Consider the following 23,040-nt stretch of genomic DNA (forward strand, 5'->3'; position numbering starts at 1 on the left):
CTCGTCACTTCCCTTCTGAAACGGTATTCCTCATCCACCGGGGGGCGCTGTGTGTGTGCCCGGTGGTTGCCTGCCCACCCACATGATTGGGATGGCCGTATTGCAGGTCATGCTCAGCAGCGTCGATCACATTGTCGAGGCCCTGCAACTCGTCTTCCAACAAGCTGACTCGTTGCGTCCCCGCCTTCTGCGCTTCAGCCAGCGCGGCGGCGATGTTCTTCCAGATCGGTGCCGATCTTGGGAAGTTGCTCCGACTGCGCGCCAAGGGATTGACGAGGCGCTGCACTTCGGCGGAGTCGTTGATCGGGTGGTCGCCGTTCTGGTGATTCCAGGCCGCGTCGAAGCGTTTCCGGGCTTGCTCGAATGCGTGATCGGCTTCGGCCGTGTGGCGTCCGGCTCCGTGGAAAGGCTCAGCGAGGCTGGATATTTGAGAGGGGCTGCCGGCCTGAAGGCTCTGGTTGATCGCCCACGGATCGCCGCCGGCTTCCGCGATCAGCTCGGCGACGCTCAACCACTTCAGCTGCACTGCCGCGCCCGAGTTTTCGCAGTTGTCCCCGTCGCCCTGCGGGCGTGCGTCGGACGTTGCGACCGGGCCAACCTAGCGAGCATCGCCCATCCCTTTCCCCGCCAGCCTGATGACCCACGCTAGTACCGCACGTCAGGCGTCACGGCTGATACCGCCGCGCCTAGCAACACCGGTTTGGGCGGCCGCGGCGCGTTCATCGAGCAGCGCGTCCAGCAATGCAGCTCGCCCAAGTTACTCGTGAGTTGTGGCCAAAATGCGGCCACGGAGCGGCCAGAGAGAACATGAAAACCGCTGTCTACCTGCATGAATGCCCTTACCGCATCGGTGCGGGCGGAGGGACTCGAACCCTCAAGCTCTTTCGAGCAATGGCACCTAAAACCATCGCGTCTGCCAATTTCGCCACGCCCGCGGCGTGGCGATCGTAACGCCTCGTCGCCTCCCGGGCCGTCTCGGCGGTGCGCAGCGGTACGGTCGAGGGGTGTCCACCCCGGTCCCTCGAAAGCGCCGTCGCCGGCCCGCGCTGATCGCTCTGGTGATCATCGCGGCGTGCGGCTGCCTGGCGCTGGGCTGGTGGCAGTGGACCAGGTTTCAGTCCGTCTCCGGCTCGTTCCAGAACCTCGGCTACGCGCTGCAATGGCCGCTGTTCGCGTGGTTCTGCGTGTACGCCTACCGCAAATTCGTTCGCTACGAAGAGGAACCGCCCCGGCCGCGCGACACCGCCGCCGTGACGGAGATACCCGCCGGGCTGCTGCCCGAGCGGCCCAGGCCCACCCCCCAGCCGCCCGACGACCCGGCGCTGCGGGAGTACAACCGTTATCTGGCCGAGCTCGCCGCCCAGGACGCCGCACAACAGAACAGGAATCTCAATGAGCGTGTCAAGCGGTGAGGACGCCCGGTGAGTGCGTCAGGCAGCTGCCACGGTTGGTTGCTGGGGTTGCCAGGTTCTGTTGTCGCGCAGCAGTGCCCACAGGACGTCGACGTGGCGGCGTGCCAGGGCAAGCAGGGCCTGGGTGTGGATATGGTTCTCGGATCGTTTGCGGTCGTAGAAAGCCCGCGAGGGACCTTCGATCTTGAGGCTGGACAGGGCGGCGAGGTAGAACACGCGGCGCAGGCGCCGGTTGTAGCGCTTGGGCCGATGCAGATTGCCGGTGATACGGCCGGAATCGCGTGGGACGGGTACCAATCCGGCGAACGATGCCAGTCGGCCGGGGTTGGTGAAGGCGGCCATGTTGCCGCCGGTGATTACGAGGAACTCAGCGCCCAGGTGTGGCCCCATGCCGGGCATCGACTCGATGATGGCGGCGCTGGGATGCTCACGAAATTTGTTGGTGATTTGCTTATCGATGTCCTTGATCTGCCGATCCAAGTCCAGCAGCCGTGCTGCGAGTTGCTTGATGAGCGCGGCGGTTCCGGCTTCGCCGGGAAGGGTGATTATCTGGCCTGCTGCCGCGGCGAGCGCCTTGTCGGCGATCGTGTCGATGTTGTTGGGCCATGCCCGGTTTTTCCGAAGGTGCTTGATCACGCCAGCTCTTTTTGCCGACCGGATTTCGCCCGGAGTGCACATAGCGGATACCAGGATCAACGGCGCGCGGGTGGAGTAGTCGAACGCAGCTTCCAGAGCAGGGAAGATGGCGGTGAGCATCGAGCGCAGCCGGTTCACGCCTCGCACCCAGTCAGCCATCAGATCCGACCGGTATGCGGTCAGCGACCGCAATTCGGCAACCAGGTCTTCGCCGGGTACGACCGGGGACAGATCTCGTCGGTGCCGAGCGGTTTCGGCGATTACCCGCGCGTCTTTGGCGTCGGTCTTGCCTTCGCCGCGGAACGCATGACTCATCGTGTTAACCGTGCGGCCCGGCACATACACCACCTCGGCTTTCGCGCTCAGCAGTACGGCGATCAGCAGCGCCGCCGGCGGCGAGGTCAAATCGATCGCCCACACCACGTGGTTAGCAATCCGGCCGCCCTGGGCGATCAGGTCTTCGATCGCGGCCTGTTCGTTCGGGATTTTCTTCGACCACACCACCTTTCCGGTGTCATCGATCGCGCACGCATGATGAGTGGACTTACCGACGTCGATACCCACCCACACTCGGTCGGGTTCGGCCATACCGCTACTCCTGTCGTCGCAGTCCCCGCGGACAACCCCGCCAACAGGTCCTTAGAGCAGCGTCATCGAGTACGCGTCAGATCTCAATCAGTGGCCAGGACCGTCCAAAACGGCAGGGCGGCCATTCCTTTCAAGCAACAACCGTTGCAACAACACATTAGCCACACCCCACCGTCCTGGGCATCCAGGACATCCAATCCCAGACCCCTTCAACCCTAAGGACAACCACATGACCACACCGGAGACGCCCGGAGCTCCCGTGCCCGCGGTCCCCGTCGACAAGATCCGCACCGCGCTGCTCGGCTACCGGATCATGGCGTGGACGACGGGGCTGTGGCTCATCGCGCTGTGCTACGAGATCGTCTCGCACCTGGTCATGCACCACGAAATCCGGTGGATCGAGGTGGTGCACGGCTGGGTCTATTTCGTCTACGTGCTGACCGCATTCAACCTGGCGGTCAAGGTGCGCTGGCCGATCGGCAAGACGATCGGCGTGCTACTGTCCGGCACCATCCCGCTGCTCGGCATCATCGTCGAGCACTTCCAGACCCGGGACGTCAAGGCGCGCTTCGGCGTGTAAGTCCGGCCGCCGATTCAACCCCGCGCGCGGGCCAGCGTTTCCAGCGCCGGCACCAGCAGCCGCAGCGCGCGACCGCGATGCGACACCGCGTCCTTCTCCGCCGGGCTGAGCTGTGCCGCGGTGCGGCCCCCGGCATCGTCGGGGACGAAGACCGGGTCGTAGCCGAAGCCGCCGTCCCCGCGCGGCTCGCGGGCGATGCGGCCCGGCCACTCGCCGCGAACGACGACCTCCCCCGACGCCGACACCAGCGCGCACGCGGACACGAACGACGCGGCACGCCGCTCGTCGGGCACATCCCGCAATTGCGCCAGTAGCAACGCGGTGTTGGCGGCGTCGTCGCCGTGGCGGCCCGACCAGCGGGCCGACAGCACGCCGGGCATGCCGTTCAGCGCGGCCACCTCCAGCCCGGAATCGTCGGCCACGCTCGCCAGACCGGTCGCGGCGAACGCGTCCCGGGCCTTGGCCAACGCGTTCTCCTCGAACACCGCACCGGTCTCCGGCGCCTCGTCGAACGGCGCCACATCGTCGAGCGACACCAGCGTCAACCCCGTCACACCGGCCGCGTCGAGGACGCGGCGCAACTCGGCAAGCTTCTTGCGATTGCGGCTGGCGACCAGCAGCGGGCTCAACAGTTATCCCTGAACGTGCGTCGGCTTCACTTGCACGACTCTAGGCAATCTGTCAGGGCGACCAGGCGAGGGAACCCCTGCCCGGCGGCAGGCAGGACCAATTTCCCTGTGCCACAACGAAATTCGTCTCAGGCTTTATTGATCCTGCTCAGCAGCCAGGTAGTCCGCATCCCGTGCCGCTCGATGCCGCTCGGCAGACCTGTGGTGAGCTTCGACGTCACCGAAGCCCCCCCCAGCAGCTCTGTCGTGCAACTGCGCGGCACGCTCATGGGCATCGCCGGCGGACAGGCGGGCCGCATGCAGACGTTCGCGTGCCGCCGCGACACGCTCGGCCGCCTCATCAGCGGACCTACGTGCGGCTCCCGAAACTCTGGACCGCCGTTCGGCGTCGTCGCTCATGCGGCACCTCCAAGCCCACAACGCTACGCGCATGTCGGGCGGGTATCACACGGAAACGCTGGTCACCGGCAGGCGGGTCAGCTGCCGAACGCCTTCGGCGGCGGCGGCCCCTCGGGCAACACCCCCGGGTAGGGCAGCTTGAGCGCCTCGCGCTGGGCGGCGAACAGCTTGTCGCAGGCGGCCAGCGCCGCGTCGAGCAGTTTGTCCAGGGTCGAACGCGGGAAGGTCGCCCCCTCGCCGGTGCCCTGCACCTCCACCAGCGTGCCGGTGTCGGTGGCGACGACGTTCATGTCGACCTCGGCGCGGGCGTCCTCCTCGTAGGGCAGATCGACCCGGATCCGGCCGTCGACCACGCCGACGCTGACCGCCGCGATGGCACACGACAACGGCCGCGGATCGGACAGTTTCCCCGCCGCCGACAGGTAGGTGACGGCGTCGGCGAGCGCCACGAAGGCGCCGGTGATGGCCGCGGTGCGGGTGCCGCCGTCGGCCTGCAGCACGTCGCAGTCGACGGCGATCGTGTTCTCCCCCAGCGCCGCCAGGTCGATGCAGGCCCGCAGCGACCGACCGATGAGCCGGCTGATCTCCTGGGTGCGCCCGGACAGCCGGCCCTTGACCGATTCGCGGTCCGAGCGGGTGTGCGTCGCCGACGGCAACATCGCGTACTCGGCGGTCAGCCAGCCCAGGCCCGAGCCCTTGCGCCAGCGCGGCACGCCCTCGGTGACGCTGGCCGTGCACATCACCTTGGTGTGGCCGAATTCGATCAGCACCGAACCGGCGGGGTGTTCGGTGAACCCGCGGGTGATCACCAGCGGGCGAAGCTCGTCGTCCAGGCGGCCGTCTTCTCGTCGCGTCACCCAGTAACCCTAAGCCACCTCGAACCGGTCGGCTCAGACCCTCTCGGAACGGCGGACGTCGAACGTCTCGCCGCACACCACCGCGTGCACGGGGCCGTCGAACTCGGCCTTGGCCTCGCTGATGACGTCCTCCCGCGAGGTCCACGGCGGGATGTGGGTCAACAACAACTCGTGGACGCCGGCCTGCGCGGCGGCCCGGCCCGCCTCGGTGCCCGACAGGTGCAGCGCGGGCGGGCGGTCGGGCGAATGCGTCCAGGAGGCCTCGCACAAAAAAACATCGGCGCCGCGAGCCAGCTCGACGAGCTGATCGCAGGCGCCGGTGTCACCGCTGTAGACGAAGGACGCGCCGGTGTGATCGGTGACGCGCAAGCCGTAGGACTCGGTCGGATGGGCCACCACCCGCGGCGTCACCGTCAACCCTCCGATCGTCACCGGCTCGCCGTCGACCCAATGGCGAACGTCGAAAATATCTGAGCAATCATCGATTTCACCGCCGTAGGGTGACGACGCCGCGCCCAACCGCGACCAGGTGTCTCCGGGGCCGTACAGCATCGCCTTGCCGAGCGGGCGCGTCGGGTGATACCGCCGCCAGACGAAAAGCCCGGGCAGATCCAGGCAGTGATCGGCGTGCAGATGCGACAGGAGCACGTGCACCGAACTGGGATCGGCGTAGCGCTGCAGCGCGCCCAGCACACCCCCGCCGAAGTCGATGACCAAGGGCGGAGTATCCGGTGCCCGAAGCAGATAACCCGACGCAGGCGAATCCGGACCCACCACGCTGCCCGAGCAGCCGAGCACGGTTATTCGCACGGACACTACTGTGCCATGCCCGATGGGACCATGACGAAAACATTGCCGCATTGGTGTGACGAGAATCTCGTCCGCGGGTCAGTCAATACGCACATGATGGACAGGCCGGACACCCGAGACGGCCGGACCCAGGAAGCGGGCCGCCAATCGGGTGAATGCCTCGGGGTCGCCGGTGGCTTCGAACACCCGGGACGGGCCGGCGGCGCGGGGATCGTCGGGGTGCGGGTGCAGCAGGTCCCGCTCGGTGAGCACCCGCAGCACCTCCTTGGCGGTCTCCTCGGCGCTGGACACCAACGTCACGTTGTCCCCCATCGCCAACTGGATCAGCCCCGACAGCAACGGGTAGTGCGTGCAACCGAGCACCAGCGTGTCGACCTGCGCGCGCTGCAGCGGCTCCAGATAACCCTCGGCCAGCCCGAGCACCTGACGGCCGCTGGTCACCCCGCGCTCGACGAAGTCGACGAACCGGGGACAGGCCACCGCGGTGATCTCGGTGTCGCGGGCGGCGGCGAACGCGTCCTGGTAGGCGTGCGAATTGATGGTCGCCTGGGTGCCGATCACCCCGATGCGGCCGTTGCGCGTGGTGGCGACCGCGCGGCGCACCGCGGGCAGGATCACCTCGACGACGGGCACCTCGTAGCGTTCGCGGGCATCCCGCAGGCAGGCCGCCGACGCGGTGTTGCACGCGATCACCAACGCCTTGACCCCGCGGCCGACCAGGTCGTCGCCGATGGCCAGCGCGTGCGCCCGCACCTCGGGAATGCTCAGCGGGCCGTACGGCCCGTGGCCGGTGTCGCCGACGTAGATGATGTGCTCGTCGGGCAGCTGGTCGATGATGGCCCGCGCGACGGTCAGTCCGCCGACGCCGGAGTCGAAGATCCCGACGGGCGCCAGTGCCGAGCTCATGTCTTGGGGCGCGGCGCGACGGCGCCGGTCTTGCGGCCGGAGCGGCCCTTGCGTTCCGGTTCGGACAGCAGGTAGGCGGCCAGCACGCCGGCGATCGCCCCGCACAGGTGGCCCTGCCAGGACACGCCGCCGCACAGGCCGAGCACCGGCATGGCGCCGAGCAGCACGCCGCCGTAGGCGAACATGACCGCCAGGCCGATGATGATGTCGCGGACCCGGCGCACGAAGATGCCGAACACCAGCAGGAAGGCCAGCCAGCCGAAGATCAGGCCGGAGGCCCCGATGTGGTCGGTGGGCCCGCAGCTGCTGCCGACGTTGCCGATCAGCCAGGTGCCGAAACCCCCCACGATCCAGATGATCACGGTCGCCCAGACGAACCGGGCCAGCCCGGCCAGCGTCATCAGGAATCCGAGCACCAGCAGCGGCACGGTGTTGGCCATCAGGTGCTGCCAGCTCTCGTGCAGCACCGGGGCGAAGAGGATGCCCCACAGGCCGTCGAGCCGCTGCGGCCGGATGCCGTGGACGTCCAGCGCGTGGCGGGTCAGCTGGTCGATCAGCTCGACGAGGTAGAGCAGCGCGACGAAGGTGACGATGGTGGTGGCGCCCGCCACCGCCGTGGACCGCTTCTTGGTCTGGGCGGCAGGTGCCCGTCCGGTGGTCTTACCCATGGCTGCCCTTCCAGCGCGCTGCCAGCATCGTCAAGGCTACCGGTCGGCGTTCACCGGCCCAGCGCGCCGGGCAGCACGTCCCGGTAGCTCGGGATGCCGGCGACGGAGTCGGCGGCCAGCACACCGCCCAGCACTGCGTGCGCCAGGCAGTCGGCGGCGGCGACGCCCACCTCGGTGGCCAACCGGGTCTCCGGCGAGAAGGCGGCCGGCGTATCGGCCTCGGGCGGCACCTCGACCGCCCCGGTGGCCAGCACGAACACGGTGTCACCGTCGACCGGGGTGTGGGCCGGGCGGATGCTGCGGGCCAGGCCGTCGTGGGCCGCGACGGCCACCCGCCGGCAGGCCGCCGCGCTCAGCGCGGCGTCGGTGGCCACCACCGCGATGACGGTGTTGAGCGGGTTGTCCAGCGGGTTCGACGGCGACGGCAACGCGGCGAACGCCTCGATCTGCTCGACCGGCGGCGGTCGCAGCCCGAACTGCTCGACCAGGTCCGTCATCCACGGCAATCCGGTCGCCCGGTCGACGACCTCGCCCGCGGAGTTCACCACGGCCAGCGCCCCGACGGTCACACCGCTGGGCAAGCTGCGCGAGGCGGTCCCGACGCCGCCCTTGAGCGCGCCGGCCCGCGCCCCCACCCCGGCGCCGACGGTCCCGACGGCCGGCGCGTCGCCGTCGCGCGCGGCGGCGCAGGCCAGGTAGCCGAACTCGGCCGTCGGGCGGCACTGCCAGCCGCCGACGGGCAGGTCGAAGATCACCGCCCCGGGGACGATGGGCACCACGCCGCCGTCCATCGCCACCCCACGGTCGTGTTCCTCCAGCCAGCGCATCACGCCGTCGGCGGCGGCCAGCCCGTAGGCACTACCGCCGGCGAGCAGCACCGCGTCCACGAACCGCACGGTGTTGGCCGGGTCCAGCAGGTCGGTCTCGCGGGTGCCGGGCGCACCGCCGCGGCAGTCCACCGCGCCGACGGTGCCCGGCGGGGTGAGCACGACGGTGACGCCGCAGGCCCAGCCGGCGCCCAGCGACGCGTCGGGATCCAATCGCTGGTGGTGGCCGACGCGGATGCCGCCGACGTCGGTGATGGCGTTCATCGCCGAGCCGTCACGATGACCGGGGCCCCATGAGCACCAGGACCAGGTACTCCTGCAGCACGGTCAGCCACTGGTAGACGTCGAAGTGCACGGCCAGCGGATGGTCGGCCGGCAGCCGCTCCGGGCCGTCCGGCCCGATTTCGAGCATGACGCCCAGCGTCAGCCGGATGTCGTTGACCGCCGCGATCCACGCGTTCGCGTCGTCCTCGGTCAACTCGAACCGGCCGCCGTCGTCGGGGACGGTGTCCAACAAGCGCTGTGCGGCAACACGTTTGGCGTTGACGATGCCGGGCTCGTGCAGGCTGCGCAGCGCGGCGTTCAGGCTCTCGGCGGCATCGGGCGACTCGTCGCCGTTGTCGTCGGGCCGGTAGAAGTCGGGCAGCAGCCGGCGCAGCGTCGGATCCTTCGGTGGTTGCGCGTTCCCGGTCTTGATGCCGGTGATTTCCTCGAGTTCGTCTGCCGGCGAAGAGGATTCACGCTCATCGAGCAGCCCGATCATCGCGGTGGCCAGGTTTTTGAGCAGCGCGGCCTCATGGGAGGCCAGGGCGGACCGAAAACGGGGACCGTCCGCAGTCTCGACCCGCTTCCACTTGCGCACAGGAAATCGCCGGTGCCCCGAATCTCAGCGGTCCTGCTGCATGGTCGCCCACAAACCGGCGGCATGCAGTTTGGACACGTCCACTTCCATGGCCTCGCGGCTGCCCGCGGACACCACGGCCTTTCCCTCGTTGTGCACCTGCAGCATCAGCTTGGTGGCGTGCGGTTCGCTGTAGCCGAACAACTTCTGGAACACGTAGGTCACGTAGGTCATCAGGTTGACCGGGTCGTCCCAGACGATCGTGACCCACGGGCTGGCCGTGACCTCCTCGGGAGCGGACTCGCGTTGTCCTGTAGTGCCCGGCCTGGACTTCGGCTCGGTGGGCGCTGACATAACAACCATGGCCCCCACGATACCGAGGTATGGACGACGTTACCGAGCCCCGATCCGCAGCCGATACCGTTATGGAATGAACGACCCGGTCGTCACTGGGCTCCTGACCGACAAATACGAGTTGACCATGTTGGCGGCCGCATTGCGCGACGGCAGCGCCGGTCGGCGGACCACCTTCGAACTGTTCGCGCGCCGGCTTCCCGAGGGACGCCGGTACGGCGTGGTGGGCGGAACCGGCCGGCTGCTCGAGGCGCTGCCGCAGTTCACCTTCGGCGACGAGGCCTGCCAGTCGCTGCGGCAATTCCTCGATCCCGACACGCTGCGGTACCTGCGCGATTTTCGGTTCGGCGGCGACATCGACGGCTACGCCGAGGGCGAGCTGTATTTCCCCGGGTCGCCGGTGCTGTCGGTGACCGGGACCTTCGCGGAATGCGTGGTGCTCGAAACGCTGGCGCTGTCGATCTTCAACCACAACACCGCGATCGCGTCCGCCGCGGCGCGCATGGTCAGCGCGGCCAGGGGCCGGCCGCTGATCGAGATGGGGTCACGGCGCACGCATGAGCAGGCGGCGGTGGCCGCGGCCCGCGCTGCCTACATCGCCGGCTTCGCCGCCTCCTCGAACTTGGAGGCCCAGCGCTGCTACGGAATTCCGGCCGAGGGCACCTCGGCGCACGCGTTCACCATGCTGCACGCCCGCACCGACGCCGCCGCGGAATCCACTGAACTGGCGGCGTTTCGGGCACAGGTGCAGGCGCTCGGCGTCGACACCACGCTGCTGGTGGACACCTACGACGTGACGACCGGGGTGGCCAACGCGGTGACGGCGGCCGGCACCGGGCTGGGCGCGGTGCGCATCGACTCCGGCGAGCTGGGCGTGCTGGCCCGCCAGGTCCGCGAGCAGCTGGACAGGCTCGGAGCCACCCGCACCCGCATCGTGGTCTCCGGTGACCTCGACGAGTTCTCCATCGCCGCGCTGGCCGCCGAGCCGGTGGACAGCTACGGCGTGGGCACCTCAGTGGTGACCGGTTCGGGCGCCCCGACGGCGAACATGGTCTACAAGCTCGTCGAGGTGGACGGCCTGCCGGTGCAGAAGCGCAGCAGCCACAAGGAATCCCGGGGCGGGCGCAAGGAGGCGCTGCGGCTCTCCCGGGACACCGGCATCATCACCGAGGAGCTGGTCTATCCGGCCGGCCATCGGCCGGACGTCGCCGAGCCGGCCCGGGCGGTGACGGTGCCGTTGGTGCGCGGCGGCGAGCTGGTGTCCAAACCGAACCTCGCCGCGGCGCGCGAACTGGTAGCTTCCGGGCTGCGCAGTCTGCCGTGGGAGGGGCTGAACCTGTCCCACGGCGAACCCGCGATCCCGACCACCCAGATCCCGGCCGACCGGCGACGGCCGCCCGGCATCGACTGACCGGGCTCGACCGAGCAGAACCGAGCGAAGAGGATCGTCACGTCCGAGCTTTCCGTGCCCGAGTTGCTGGCCACCGCCGTGGCCGCGCTGGGCGGCAGCGAGCGCGAAGGCCAGCAGCAGATGGCCGCCGCGGTGGCCCAGGCCTTCGACACCGGCCGGCACCTGGTCGTGCAGGCCGGCACCGGCACCGGCAAGTCGCTGGCGTATCTGGTGCCCGCGATCGTGCACGCCCTGCGCGACGACTCCCCGGTGGTGGTGTCGACGGCCACCATCGCGTTGCAGCGCCAGCTCGTCGACCGCGACCTGCCCCGGCTGATCGATTCGCTGGCCGCGGCGCTGCCGCGGCGGCCCCAGTTCGCGTTGCTCAAGGGACGACGAAACTATTTGTGCTTGAACAAGATTCACAATGGCGGGCCGGCCGACGGTGAGGAAGCCGCCGACCGGCCGCAGGAGGAACTGTTCAACCCGATGGCGGTCAGCGCGTTGGGCCGCGACGTGCAACGGCTCACCGAATGGGCGTCGAGCACCGACTCCGGTGACCGCGACGACCTCAAGCCCGGCGTGCCGGACCGGTCCTGGTCGCAGGTCAGCGTTTCGGCGCGGGAATGCCTCGGGGTGGCGCGCTGTCCGTTCGGCGCCGAATGCTTCTCCGAGCGCGCGCGCAGCCGGGCCGGTCAGGCCGATGTCGTGGTCACCAACCACGCGCTGCTGGCCATCGACGCGGTGTCCGACTCGGCGATCCTGCCCGAGCACGCGCTGCTGGTCATCGACGAGGCGCACGAGCTGGTGGACCGGGTGACCTCGGTGGCCACCGCGGAGCTGACGTCGGCGGCCCTCGGCGTCGCCGCGCGCCGGATCGGCCGGCTGGTGAGCCCGGAACTGGTCCAGCGACTGGAGGCGACGACGGCGAACTTCGCCGCGGCCATCCACGACGGCACGCCGGGGCGCATCGATCGCCTCGACGAGGAGCTGGCGACCTACCTGGCGGCGCTGCGCGACGCGGCGAGCGCGGCGCGCTCGGCGATCGACACCACCAGCGACCCCAAGGCGGCGTCCGCGCGCGCCGAAGCGGTTGCGGCACTGAGCGAGATCTCCGACACCGCGTCGCGGGTGCTGGCATCGTTCGGCCCGGCCATCCCCGACCGCACCGACGTGGTGTGGCTGGACCACGAGGACAACCGGGGCGCGATGCGCCCGGTGCTGCGGGTGGCCCCGCTGTCGGTCGCCGACCTGTTGCGCGACCGGGTGTTCTCGCGTTCCACCGTGGTGCTGACGTCGGCGACGCTGACCATCGGCGGCTCCTTCGACGCCATGGCCGCGGCGTGGGGGCTGAAAGGACCCGACGGTGACGACCCGCCCTGGCGCGGCCTGGACGTGGGGTCGCCGTTTCAGCACGCCAAGGCCGGAATCCTTTACGTGGCAGCGCATCTGCCGCCGCCCGGACGCGACGGCGTCGGCTCGGCCGAGCAGCTGACCGAGATCGCCGAGCTCATCACCGCCGCCGACGGGCGCACCCTGGGCCTGTTCTCGTCGATGCGGGCCGCCCGGGCGGCCGCCGAGGCGATGCGCGACCGGCTGTCGACGCCGGTGCTGTGTCAGGGCGACGACAGCACCTCGGCGCTGGTCGAGCAGTTCAGAGCCGAGCCGCAGACGTCGCTGTTCGGCACCCTGTCGCTGTGGCAGGGCGTCGACGTGCCCGGCCCGTCGCTGTCGTTGGTGTTGATCGACCGCATCCCGTTTCCCCGGCCCGACGACCCGCTGCTCGGGGCGCGGCAGCGCGCGGTGGCCGCGCGCGGCGGCAACGGCTTCATGGCCGTTGCCGCCAGCCATGCCGCGCTGCTGCTGGCGCAGGGCTCGGGCCGGCTGTTGCGGCGGGTCAGCGACCGCGGCGTGGTCGCGGTGCTCGACTCGCGCATGACCACCGCCGGCTACGGCGGCTACCTGCGCGCCTCGCTGCCGCCGTTCTGGCAGACCACCAACGGCGCGCAGGTGCGAGCGGCGCTGCAGCGGCTGCGCACCGCCGCGACGGCTAGCGGGCCAGGGTGACCAGGCCCAGCTCGTTGCCGGCGGCCAGCATCGGATGCCGGGGCAGCACCCGCACCGTGTAGCCGACCGACCCGGCCAGCGGCAGCGGCGTCGTCGTCGAGAAGACTTGGTTGCCGCCCTCGGCCGTACCGGCGTACGACATTTCGACGGTGACCGGCTCGAGCAGTGCATCGCTGCCGTCCACCCGGCCCACCACCGCCTCGACGGTGACCTCGTCGGGCGCCAGCCCGCCCAGCGCCACGGTGGCGGTCAGGGTGAGCTTGGAGCCGAGCACCGGGCTGTCGGGCAGGCCGGTGCTGTCCACGTCGGTGATCACGATGTTGGGCCATGCTTCTTCGGCGCGCCGGCGATAGGCGGCCAGCTCCCGGGCGGCGCCGAACTCGGCGCCGCCGGTCGCCCCCTCGGCCGGTCCGATCGTCCGGCGCCACGACTGCGCGGCCGGCGTGTAGTACTGCTCGACGTAGTCGCGCACCATCCGCGACGCCAGCACCTTCGGGCCGAGCGTCTGCAGGGTGTGGCGCACCATCTCGATCCAGCGCGGCGGCACCCCGCGCTCGTCGCGTTCGTAGAACTTCGGCGCCACCGCTTCCTCGAGCAGCCGGTAGAGCGCGCCGGATTCCAGGTCGTCGCGGCGCTGCTCGTCGGCCACACCGTCGGCAGACGGGATCTCCCAACCGTTTTCGCCGTCGTACCACTCGTCCCACCAGCCGTCGCGGATGGACAGGTTCAGCCCGCCGTTCAGCGCGCTCTTCATCCCCGAGGTGCCGCAGGCCTCCAGCGGCCGCAGCGGATTGTTCAACCAGACGTCGCAGCCCCAGTACAGCAGCCGCGCCATCGACATGTCGTAGTCGGGCAGGAAGGCGATGCGGTGGCGCACCTCGGGCCGGTCGGCGAAGCGCACCACCTGCTGGATCAACGCCTTGCCGCCGTCGTCGGCCGGGTGGGATTTGCCGGCCACGATCAACTGGATCGGCCGCTGCTCGTCGAGCAGCAACTGCTGCAGCCGGTCGGGGTCGCGCAGCATCAACGTCAGCCGCTTGTACGTCGGCACCCGCCGGGCGAACCCGATGGTCAACACGTCGGGATCGAAAGCCGTTTCGATCCAACCTAATTCGGCGTCCGTGGCACCTCGTTCCAGCCATGAGCGGCGCAGCCGCTGCCGCACGTCCTCGACGAGCAACGACCTCAGCTGGCAGCGGATCCCCCACAGACGGCCGGCGTCGACCTGCTGCACCCGCAGCCACACGCCCGGGTCGCTGAACGAATCCGACCCTGCCAGTTCGTAACCCAGCTGCAGCAACTGCGGGGCCGCCCAGGTGCGCGCGTGCACCCCGTTGGTGATCGAACCGATCGGCACCTCGTTGCTGTCGAAGCCCGGCCACAGCTCGTTGAACATGGCCCGGCTCACCCGGCCGTGCAGCGACGACACACCGTTGGCCCGCTGGGCCAGGCGCAGACCCATGTGCGCCATGTTGAATTTCGTCGGATCGTCCTCGGCGCCGAGCGCCAGGATGCGGGCGGTCGGCACCCCCGGCAGCAGCACGGGCGCTCCCGCCGCGTCGTCGGCGTGGTCGTCGAAGTACAGCCGCACCATGTCGATGGGGAACCGGTCGATGCCGGCCGGCACCGGTGTGTGCGTGGTGAACACCGTGCTGGATCGCACCACCGCCAGGGCGGTGTCGAAGTCCAAGCCCGAACCCGTCATCAGCTCGCGGATGCGCTCGGCCCCGAGGAAGCCGGCGTGGCCCTCGTTCATGTGGAACACCTCGGGTTCGGGCAGCCCGTGGATCGTGGTGTAGGCGCGGATCGCCCGCACCCCGCCGATGCCGGCCAGGATCTCCTGCCGCATCCGATGTTCCTGATCGCCCCCGTACAGACGGTCGGTGACGCCGCGCAGGTCGTGCTCGTTCTCGGGCACGTCGGAATCCAGCAGCAGCAGCGGCACCCGGCCCACCTGGGCCACCCAGATGCGGGCATGCAGCTGCGCGGAGTCCGGCAGCGTCAATTCGACCAGGGCGGGATCGCCGGTGGCGTCGGTCAGCAGCCGCAACGGCAACCCCTGGGGGTCCAGCGCCGGGTAGTTCTCGTGCTGCCAGCCGTCGGCGGCCAACGACTGCCGGAAGTAGCCGGAGCGGTAGTACAAGCCCACCGCCACCAGCGGCACACCCAGATCCGACGCGGACTTCAGGTGGTCACCGGCGAGGATCCCCAGCCCGCCGGAGTAGTTGGGCAGCACCTCGGCGACGCCGAACTCCATCGAGAAGTAGGCGATGGCCGCCGGCATCTGCGCCCCCTGGTCCTGCTGCTGCTGGTACCACAGCGGGCGGCTCAGGTAGTCGTTCAGGTCGGCGGTCAGCTCGTCGAGCCGGCCCAGGAACGTCTCGTCGACCGCCAACTCGTCCAGCCGCGCCGGTTTGACCGCGCCCAGCAACGCCACCGGGTCGCTGCCGCAGCGCTGCCACAGCTCGGGATCGATGCTTGCGAAGAGGTCCTGAGTGGGCTTGTCCCACGACCAGCGCAGGTTGGTCGACAGCTGGTCCAGCGCGGCCAGACGCTCGGGCAGATGAGCACGGACGGTAAACCGGCGGAGGGCTTTCACGCGTCCCTACCTTACTGAGGTTCCCGGCCCGCGCACGGCGGCGGGAAAACACCGCTGCCGTGCGCCTGCGTTTGCTTTTCAGTGGCGGGGGTGTGACCGGAGACTAGGGTGGGTACCGGATAGTTATCGGGGTCGCGACGATGCTTCCCCACCCAGAAAGTTCCCCACCACAGGAAGTTTCCCGACGAGCGGCATTCCGCACGGAGCACACCGCGGGTGGGCCGCCCACAATCGGAAAACCCCGGTGCCGATTGCGAACCGCCAGGCGGGCGCGAAGGACCCGGGCAGATCGGAACGGAGTGTTGGTGCCCGGTCGTGTCGAGATCGATAACGTCCAGCCGGTCGTCTCCTGTGGGACATATCCCGCCAAGGCCGTCGTCGGCGAGGTGGTGCCGGTCAGCGCCTCGGTGTGGCGCGAGGGACACGAGGCGGTGGCCGCGACGCTGGTGGTGCGCTACCTGGGACCGGCCTATCCGCCGGTGACCGAGACGCGCCGGGTCAAGGCGGTGCAGGCACCGGTCGCCGACCGCGAGGGCAGGGTCGACCAGCAACGGATCAAGCCGCTGTCGCTGCCGATGACGATGGGCCCCGAACCCTACGTCTTCCACGGTCAGTTCACCCCCGACCAGGTCGGATTGTGGACCTTCCGGGTGGACGGCTGGGGCGACCCGATCCACTCCTGGCGGCACGGGCTGGTCGCCAAGCTGGACGCCGGCCAGGGCGAGACGGAGCTGTCCAACGATCTGCTGGTCGGCGCGGAGCTGTTCGAGCGCGCCGCCACGGGTGTGCCGCGCACCCGGCGCGAACCGCTGCTGGCCGCCGCGGCCGCGCTGCGCACCGCCGGGGACCCGGTCACCCGGACGGCGCTGGCGCTGGCGCCGGAAATCGAGGAGATCCTGGCGGAGTATCCGCTGCGCGATCTGCTGACCCGCGGCGAGCAGTACGGGGTCTGGGTGGATCGGCCGCTGGCCCGCTTCGGCTCCTGGTATGAGATGTTCCCCCGCTCGACCGGCGGCTGGGACGACGACGGCAACCCCGTGCACGGCACCTTCGCGACGGCGGCCGCGGCGCTGCCGCGCATCGCTGCGATGGGCTTCGACGTCGTCTACCTGCCGCCGATCCATCCCATCGGGAAGGTACATCGCAAGGGGCGCAACAACTCTCCCACAGCCGGCCCGACGGATGTGGGCTCGCCGTGGGCGATCGGCAGCGACGAGGGCGGCCACGACGCCGTCCACCCGGATCTGGGCACCATCGAGGATTTCGACGCGTTCGTCGCCCGGGCCCGCGAGCTGGGCATGGAGGTGGCGCTCGACCTGGCGCTGCAATGCGCGCCGGATCATCCGTGGGCGCGCGAGCACCGCAACTGGTTCACCGAATTGCCGGACGGCACCATCGCTTACGCGGAGAACCCGCCCAAGAAGTACCAGGACATCTATCCGCTCAACTTCGACAACGACCCGGCCGGTCTCTACGACGAGGTGCTGCGGGTGGTCCGGCACTGGATCGACCACGGCGTCAAGTTCTTTCGCGTCGACAACCCGCACACCAAACCGCCGGACTTCTGGGCCTGGCTGATCGCCGCGGTCAAGGGCATCGATCCCGATGTGCTGTTCCTGTCCGAGGCCTTCACCCCGCCGGTCCGGCAATACGGGCTGGCCAAACTGGGCTTCACCCAGTCCTATACGTACTTCACCTGGCGCACCGCGAAGTGGGAGCTGACCGAGTTCGGCAACGACATCGCCGCGCTGGCCGATTTCCGCCGGCCCAACCTGTTCGTCAACACACCCGACATCCTGCACGCCATCCTGCAGCACAACGGTCCGGGGATGTTCGCCATCCGCGCGGTGCTGGCCGCCACGATGGGCCCGGCCTGGGGGGTGTACTCGGGCTACGAACTGTTCGAGCACCGCGCGGTGCGCGAGGGCAGCGAGGAGTACCTGAACTCCGAGAAGTACGAACTGCGGCCCCGCGATTTCGCCGGCGCGCTCGCCGAGGGAAGGTCGCTCGAGCCATTCATCACGCAGCTCAACACGATTCGGCGGCTCCACCCCGCGCTGCAACAGCTGCGCACCATCCATTTCCACGGCGTGGACAACGACGCGCTGCTCGCCTACAGCAAGTTCGACCCGGCCACCGGCGACTGCGTGCTGGTGGTGGTGACGCTCAACGCATTCGGCCCCGAGGAAGCGACGCTGTTTTTAGACATGGCGGCATTGGGTATGGAGCCTTACGAGCGCTTTTGGGTGCGCGACGAGATCACCGGCCAGGAATTCCAGTGGGGGCAAGCCAATTACGTTCGCATCGACCCGGCACAGGCGGTCGCTCACGTCATCAACATGCCGCTCATCCCCGATGAGGCTCGAATGACCTTGCTACGCAGGCGCTGAACGCACGACGAAACGGACCGGAGGTGAAAGGGACATGAGCCACGCCGATCAACTCGCTCGGACGCACCTGGCGCCCGATCCTGCGGACCTGTCGCGCCTGGTCGCCGGCACCCACCACGACCCGCACGGAATTCTGGGGGCCCACGAATACGGCGATCACACCGTCATCCGGGCGTTCCGGCCGCACGCGACCGAGGTCGCCGCGCTGGTCGGCGGCGACCGGTTCGCGATGCAGCACATCGAATCCGGCCTTTTCGCGGTGGCCCTGCCCTTCACGAACCTGATCGACTACCGGCTACAGATCACTTACCCCGACTCCGAGCCCTACGTCGTCGCCGACGCCTACCGCTTCCTGCCCACCCTGGGCGAGGTCGACCTGCACCTGTTCGGCGAGGGGCGCCACGAGCGGCTCTGGGAAGTCCTTGGCGCGCATCCCCGCTCGTTCACCACCGCCGACGGCGTCGTCACCGGGGTGTCGTTCGCGGTGTGGGCGCCCAACGCCAAGGGCATCAGTCTGATCGGTGAGTTCAACGGCTGGACCGGTACCGAAGCCCCGATGCGGGTGTTGGGCTCATCGGGCGTGTGGGAGCTGTTCTGGCCCGACTTCCCGATCGGCGGGCTGTACAAGTTCAAGGTGCACGGCGCCGACGGCGTGGTCACCGAGCGGGCCGATCCGATGGCGTTCGCCACCGAGGTGCCACCGCACACCGCCTCCCGGGTGACGCGCAGCAGCTACACCTGGGGAGACGCCGACTGGATGACGCAGCGCGCCGCGCGCAACCCGGTCTTCGAGCCGATGAGCACCTACGAGGTCCACCTGGGCTCCTGGCGTCCCGGGCTCAGCTACCGCCAATTGGCCCGCGAGCTGACGGACTACGTTGTGGCGCACGGCTTCACCCACGTGGAGCTGCTGCCGGTCGCCGAGCATCCGTTCGCTGGCTCCTGGGGATACCAGGTGACGTCGTACTACGCGCCGACCTCCCGATTCGGCACGCCCGACGAGTTCCGGGCGCTGGTCGACGCCCTGCACCAGGCCGGTATCGGTGTGATCGTCGACTGGGTGCCGGCACACTTCCCGAAGGACGCGTGGGCGCTGGGACGGTTCGACGGCACCCCGCTCTACGAACACTCCGACCCCAAGCGTGGGGAGCAACTCGACTGGGGCACTTACGTATTCGACTTCGGCCGTCGGGAGGTGCGTAACTTCCTGGTGGCCAACGCGTTATACTGGCTGCAGGAGTTCCACATCGACGGGTTGCGGGTGGACGCGGTGGCCTCGATGCTGTACCTGGACTACTCCCGCCCCGAGGGCGGCTGGACCCCCAACGTCTACGGCGGCCGGGAGAACCTGGAGGCCGTCCAGTTCCTGCAGGAGATGAACGCCACCGCGCACAAGTCCGCGCCCGGCATCGTCACCATCGCCGAGGAGTCGACCTCGTGGCCCGGCGTGACCAGGCCGACAAACCTTGGCGGACTTGGATTTTCGATGAAGTGGAACATGGGCTGGATGCACGACACGCTGGACTACATCAGCCGCGACCCGATCTATCGCAGCTACCACCACCACGAGATGACGTTCTCGATGCTCTACGTATTCAGCGAGAACTACGTGCTGCCGCTCAGCCACGACGAGGTGGTGCACGGCAAGGGCACCCTGTGGGGCCGGATGCCGGGCAACAATCACGTCAAAGCCGCCGGGCTGCGCAGCCTGCTGGCCTACCAGTGGGCGCACCCCGGTAAGCAATTGTTGTTCATGGGCCAGGAATTCGGGCAGCGCGCCGAGTGGTCCGAAGAACGCGGCCTGGACTGGTGGCAGCTCGACGAGCAGGGCTTCTCCAACGGGATCCTGCGTCTGGTGCGCGACATCAACGACATCTATCGCAGCCACCCGGCGCTGTGGAGCCAGGACACCGTGCCCGAAGGCTACTCCTGGATCGACGCCAACGATTCCGCCAACAACGTGCTGAGCTTCCTGCGCTACGGCAAGGACGGCTCGGTGATGGCGTGCGTCTTCAACTTCGCCGGCGCCGAGCACAGCGGCTATCGGCTGGGATTGCCGTCGGCCGGCCGCTGGCGCGAGGTGCTCAACACCGACGCGGCGGTCTACAACGGCTCGGGCATCGGCAACATGGGCGGCGTCGACGCCACCGAAGACCCTTGGCACGGTCGGCCCGCCTCGGCGGTGCTGGTGCTGCCGCCGACGTCGGCGCTGTGGCTGGAACCCGAGTAGCCCGCAACGACTTTCGCGAGCGCGCTTAATACAGCGCGTTTGCCAGGTTGCGCCGTCCAGCCACGACCTCGGGGTCGGCCGGATCGAAAAGGTCGAACAGCTCGACCAGCCTGGTCCGCACCCGGGCCCGGTCGTCGCCGGATGTGTTGCGCACCAAGGCAATCAGGCGGTTGAACGCGGCGCCGACGTCCTGGTTGAGGATCTGCACGTCGGCGGCCGCGAAGGCGGCGTCGATGTCGCCCGGCGCGGCATCGGCGACGGCGACGGCGTCCGGGCGCTGCGCGGTGGCGCGGGTGAGGAAGTCGATCTGGCGGATGGCGCCCTTGGCCTCCGCGCTGGCCGGGTTGGCATCCAGGATCGCCTGATACGACGTCCGGGCAGCCTCGAAGTCGCCGGCCTCCAGCTGTTGACGGGCCGCGGCCAGCTCCGGGTCGACCGCCTCGGATTCCGCGGAACCCGTTGCGCCCTTGAGCTTCCCGGCGGTCGCCGAAAGGATCTGATCGAGCCAGCCGCGCAACTGGTCGGCCGGCTGCATGCCCTGGAAGCTCGAAATCGGCTGCCCGGCAGCCAATGCCACCACGGTCGGAACGGCATCCACCCCGAATATCTGGGCCACCCGGGGCGCCACGTCCACGTTGACGGTGGCCAACGACCACTTGCCGTTGTCCTGGGCGGCCAACCCGGACAGCGTGTCGAGCAGCTGGACGCACGCGTCGCTGCGCGGTGACCACAGCAGCACCACCACCGGCACTTCCTCGGACCGGATCAGCACCTCGGCCTCGAAGTTGGCCTCGGTGACCGCGCTGATGCCGGGGCCACCGTCGGCCGGCGCGGGCCCGCCGGCCGGGCCGCTCGCCGCCTGGGCCCGCTGCTTGAGACCGGAAAGATCGACGGCCCCGGCCAGGGCGGGGCCGATGGAAGGTCGCGGACGTGTCACGTCGTCAAGTTTGGCATGCGCATCGGCAACCGCTCCACCCGGTGGCGACGGCGCTCAGGCACTGGCCCGGCCACGGCGAAAGCACCCGAAAAAGCCCCGAAAAAGCGGTGTGATCGGCCGATATGACGAAGATCACACTTCGTCGCGGCGGGCGAATGCCAGCAACCTCGGCGAACGCCGCGCCCGCTGGCTAACCCGCCCGCAGAATCAGCGCGTCGCCCTGCCCGCCGGCCCCGCACAGGGCCGCGACGGCGTAGCCCGAACCGCGCCGCGACAATTCCAGCGCGGCATGCAGGGTGATCCGCGCCCCCGACATCCCGATCGGGTGCCCGACCGCGATCGCACCGCCGTTGACGTTGACGATGTCGGGATTCACGCCGAGTTCGCGGGTCGAGGCCAGCGCCACGGCCGCAAACGCCTCGTTGATCTCCACCACGTCGAGCTGGTCGACGGAGATGCCCTCGCGACCGAGCGCCTTCTTGATGGCGTTGGCCGGCTGCGACTGCAGGGTGGAGTCCGGTCCGGCGACCACCCCGTGCGCACCGATCTCGGCCAGCCAGCTCAGCCCGAGCTGCTGGGCCTTGGCCTTGCTCATCACGACCACCGCGGCCGCGCCGTCGGAGATCTGCGAGGCCGACCCGGCGGTAATGGTGCCGTCCTTGCGGAACGCCGGCTTGAGGCCGGCCAGCGACTCGGCGGTGGTGTTGGCCCGGATGCCCTCGTCCTCGGTGAACTGCAGCGGATCGCCCTTGCGCTGCGGGATGTTCACCGGCACCACCTCGTCGGTGAACACGCCGTCCTTCCACGCCGCGGCCGCCCGCTGATGCGACCGTGCGGCGTACTGGTCCTGCTCTTCGCGGGTGAACTTGTCGACGTCGTTGCGCTGCTCGGTGAGCGCGCCCATCGGCTGGTCGGTGAACACGTCGCACAGGCCGTCGTAGGCCATGTGGTCCAGGACCGTCACGTCGCCGTACTTGTAGCCCGCGCGGCTGTCCATCAGCAGGTGCGGCGCCTTGGTCATCGACTCCTGACCGCCTGCCACCACCACGTCGAACTCTCCGGCGCGAATCAGCTGGTCGGCTAGGGCGATGGCGTCGATCCCGGACAGACACATCTTGTTGATGCTCAACGCCGGCACGTCCCAGCCGATGCCGGCCGCCACGGCCGCCTGCCGGGCCGGCATCTGACCGGCCCCGGCCGTCAAGACCTGCCCCATGATCACGTACTCGACCAGGTCGGCCGGGACGTTGGCCTTCTCCAGCGCGCCGGCGATGGCGATGGCACCCAGGTCGCTGGCGGAGAAATCCTTCAGCGAACCCATCAGCTTGCCGATGGGTGTCCGCGCTCCAGCAACGATCACCGACGTCGTCATGACTCTCTCCTCAGGCCTGCTAATGCCTCCCGGGAGCCTCCCGGAGAAGCGCAATCTTTGCCGTCAGGTTACCGTTATGAGATGACGACCGATCAAGTTGACGCCCGTCAGGTCCTGGCCACCGCGCTGGTGACGGCGATCGATCACGTCGGCATCGCAGTCGCCGACCTGGACGCGGCAATCGCCTGGTATCACGACCACCTCGGCATGATCCTGGTGCACGAGGAAGTCAACGAGGAGCAGGGAATCCGCGAGGCGATGCTGGCCGTGCGGGGTGCCCCGGTGGGCACCGCACAGCTGCAGCTGATGGCCCCGATCGACGACTCCTCGACCATTGCGAAGTTCCTGGACAAGCGGGGGCCTGGCATCCAGCAGATGGCGATGCGGGTCAGCGACCTGGACACCCTGATCGAGCGGCTCCGCGAGCAAGGCGTGCGGCTGATCTACGACGCACCGCGTCGCGGCACGGCAAACTCGCGGATCAACTTCATCCACCCCAAGGACGCCGGCGGCGTGCTCATCGAGCTCGTCGAGCCGGCCGCCTGAGC

The 23,040-nt window shown here is 69.2% G+C and carries 20 protein-coding genes and 1 tRNA gene; 7 read left to right on the plus strand and 14 right to left on the minus strand.

Annotated elements, in window-relative coordinates:
• Positions 1–4 precede the first annotated feature (4 nt).
• Both MAA44156_RS13725 and MAA44156_RS13730 read right to left on the minus strand, forming a co-directional pair.
• On the minus strand, positions 5–511 hold the full coding sequence (locus MAA44156_RS13725; protein ID WP_373365315.1) for a putative alpha/beta hydrolase: 507 nt from the start codon (positions 509–511) through the stop codon (positions 5–7).
• 340 nt (positions 512–851) lie between these two features.
• Positions 852–935, minus strand: a tRNA-Leu gene (locus tag MAA44156_RS13730).
• Between the two features lie 69 nt (positions 936–1,004).
• Between MAA44156_RS13730 and MAA44156_RS13735 the strand changes: the two genes are divergently transcribed.
• Positions 1,005–1,412, plus strand: coding sequence for a hypothetical protein (locus MAA44156_RS13735; protein ID WP_080555730.1), 408 nt, complete (start codon positions 1,005–1,007; stop codon positions 1,410–1,412).
• Between the two features lie 18 nt (positions 1,413–1,430).
• Here MAA44156_RS13735 and MAA44156_RS13740 read toward each other — a convergent pair whose 3' ends face one another.
• A complete protein-coding gene (locus MAA44156_RS13740) occupies positions 1,431–2,636 on the minus strand; it encodes an IS110-like element IS901 family transposase (RefSeq protein WP_009974923.1) in 1,206 nt (401 codons plus the stop codon).
• Between the two features lie 229 nt (positions 2,637–2,865).
• On the opposite strand from MAA44156_RS13740, the gene MAA44156_RS13745 reads away from it, so the two are divergent.
• Positions 2,866–3,216: a DUF3817 domain-containing protein gene (locus MAA44156_RS13745; protein WP_003873191.1), complete on the plus strand. Its 351-nt coding sequence runs from the start codon at positions 2,866–2,868 to the stop codon at positions 3,214–3,216.
• A 14-nt stretch (positions 3,217–3,230) separates the two neighbouring features.
• Here the strand turns inward: MAA44156_RS13745 and rdgB are convergent, their stop codons facing one another.
• The 8 genes from rdgB to clpS form a co-directional block, all read right to left on the minus strand.
• Positions 3,231–3,848, minus strand: coding sequence for an RdgB/HAM1 family non-canonical purine NTP pyrophosphatase (gene rdgB, locus MAA44156_RS13750; protein ID WP_196770390.1), 618 nt, complete (start codon positions 3,846–3,848; stop codon positions 3,231–3,233).
• A 473-nt stretch (positions 3,849–4,321) separates the two neighbouring features.
• Positions 4,322–5,101: a ribonuclease PH gene (gene rph, locus MAA44156_RS13755; protein ID WP_003873193.1), complete on the minus strand. Its 780-nt coding sequence runs from the start codon at positions 5,099–5,101 to the stop codon at positions 4,322–4,324.
• A 33-nt stretch (positions 5,102–5,134) separates the two neighbouring features.
• Positions 5,135–5,917, minus strand: a complete 783-nt coding sequence (locus MAA44156_RS13760; protein ID WP_019684009.1) for a cyclic nucleotide-degrading phosphodiesterase — start codon at positions 5,915–5,917, stop codon at positions 5,135–5,137.
• Between the two features lie 72 nt (positions 5,918–5,989).
• Positions 5,990–6,817, minus strand: a complete 828-nt coding sequence (gene murI / locus MAA44156_RS13765) for a glutamate racemase (protein ID WP_009975745.1) — start codon at positions 6,815–6,817, stop codon at positions 5,990–5,992.
• Entirely contained in the window at positions 6,814–7,485 is a 672-nt protein-coding gene (locus MAA44156_RS13770) for a rhomboid family intramembrane serine protease (RefSeq protein ID WP_009975744.1), read from the minus strand. The genes murI and MAA44156_RS13770 overlap by 4 nt, the downstream gene beginning before the upstream one ends.
• 50 nt (positions 7,486–7,535) lie before the next feature.
• Positions 7,536–8,576, minus strand: coding sequence for a P1 family peptidase (locus tag MAA44156_RS13775; protein ID WP_009975742.1), 1,041 nt, complete (start codon positions 8,574–8,576; stop codon positions 7,536–7,538).
• A gap of 10 nt (positions 8,577–8,586) precedes the next feature.
• Positions 8,587–9,174, minus strand: a complete 588-nt coding sequence (gene aosR, locus MAA44156_RS13780) for an oxidative stress transcriptional regulator AosR (protein ID WP_009975741.1) — start codon at positions 9,172–9,174, stop codon at positions 8,587–8,589.
• A gap of 24 nt (positions 9,175–9,198) precedes the next feature.
• On the minus strand, positions 9,199–9,516 hold the full coding sequence (gene clpS, locus MAA44156_RS13785) for an ATP-dependent Clp protease adapter ClpS (RefSeq protein WP_023881213.1): 318 nt from the start codon (positions 9,514–9,516) through the stop codon (positions 9,199–9,201).
• A gap of 67 nt (positions 9,517–9,583) precedes the next feature.
• Between clpS and MAA44156_RS13790 the strand changes: the two genes are divergently transcribed.
• Positions 9,584–10,918, plus strand: coding sequence for a nicotinate phosphoribosyltransferase (locus MAA44156_RS13790; RefSeq protein WP_156649249.1), 1,335 nt, complete (start codon positions 9,584–9,586; stop codon positions 10,916–10,918).
• A 33-nt stretch (positions 10,919–10,951) separates the two neighbouring features.
• Positions 10,952–12,964 (plus strand): ATP-dependent DNA helicase, encoded by a 2,013-nt coding sequence (locus MAA44156_RS13795; protein WP_033716399.1) that lies wholly within the window; start codon positions 10,952–10,954, stop codon positions 12,962–12,964.
• Here the strand turns inward: MAA44156_RS13795 and glgP are convergent.
• Complete coding sequence (gene glgP, locus MAA44156_RS13800) at positions 12,948–15,563, minus strand: alpha-glucan family phosphorylase (protein WP_009975736.1); 2,616 nt, start codon at positions 15,561–15,563, stop codon at positions 12,948–12,950. The genes MAA44156_RS13795 and glgP overlap by 17 nt on opposite strands.
• A 305-nt stretch (positions 15,564–15,868) precedes the next feature.
• On the opposite strand from glgP, the gene MAA44156_RS13805 reads away from it, so the two are divergent.
• Positions 15,869–17,953 (plus strand): alpha-1,4-glucan--maltose-1-phosphate maltosyltransferase, encoded by a 2,085-nt coding sequence (locus tag MAA44156_RS13805; protein WP_198801502.1) that lies wholly within the window; start codon positions 15,869–15,871, stop codon positions 17,951–17,953.
• Positions 17,954–17,987: 34 nt separating this feature from the next.
• Positions 17,988–20,183 carry a 1,4-alpha-glucan branching protein GlgB gene (gene glgB, locus MAA44156_RS13810; RefSeq protein ID WP_009975732.1) on the plus strand — a complete coding sequence of 732 codons (2,196 nt, stop codon included), beginning with the start codon at positions 17,988–17,990 and terminating at the stop codon, positions 20,181–20,183.
• A gap of 25 nt (positions 20,184–20,208) precedes the next feature.
• Here the strand turns inward: glgB and MAA44156_RS13815 are convergent, their stop codons facing one another.
• Both MAA44156_RS13815 and MAA44156_RS13820 read right to left on the minus strand, forming a co-directional pair.
• On the minus strand, positions 20,209–21,120 hold the full coding sequence (locus MAA44156_RS13815; RefSeq protein WP_009975731.1) for a tetratricopeptide repeat protein: 912 nt from the start codon (positions 21,118–21,120) through the stop codon (positions 20,209–20,211).
• A gap of 190 nt (positions 21,121–21,310) precedes the next feature.
• Entirely contained in the window at positions 21,311–22,492 is a 1,182-nt protein-coding gene (locus MAA44156_RS13820; RefSeq protein ID WP_009975730.1) for an acetyl-CoA C-acetyltransferase, read from the minus strand.
• An 81-nt stretch (positions 22,493–22,573) separates the two neighbouring features.
• On the opposite strand from MAA44156_RS13820, the gene mce reads away from it, so the two are divergent.
• Positions 22,574–23,038, plus strand: a complete 465-nt coding sequence (mce, locus tag MAA44156_RS13825; protein WP_009975729.1) for a methylmalonyl-CoA epimerase — start codon at positions 22,574–22,576, stop codon at positions 23,036–23,038.
• Positions 23,039–23,040: the final 2 nt, after the last annotated feature.

This window comes from Mycobacterium avium subsp. avium (assembly GCF_009741445.1).
GTDB lineage: Bacteria > Actinomycetota > Actinomycetes > Mycobacteriales > Mycobacteriaceae > Mycobacterium > Mycobacterium avium.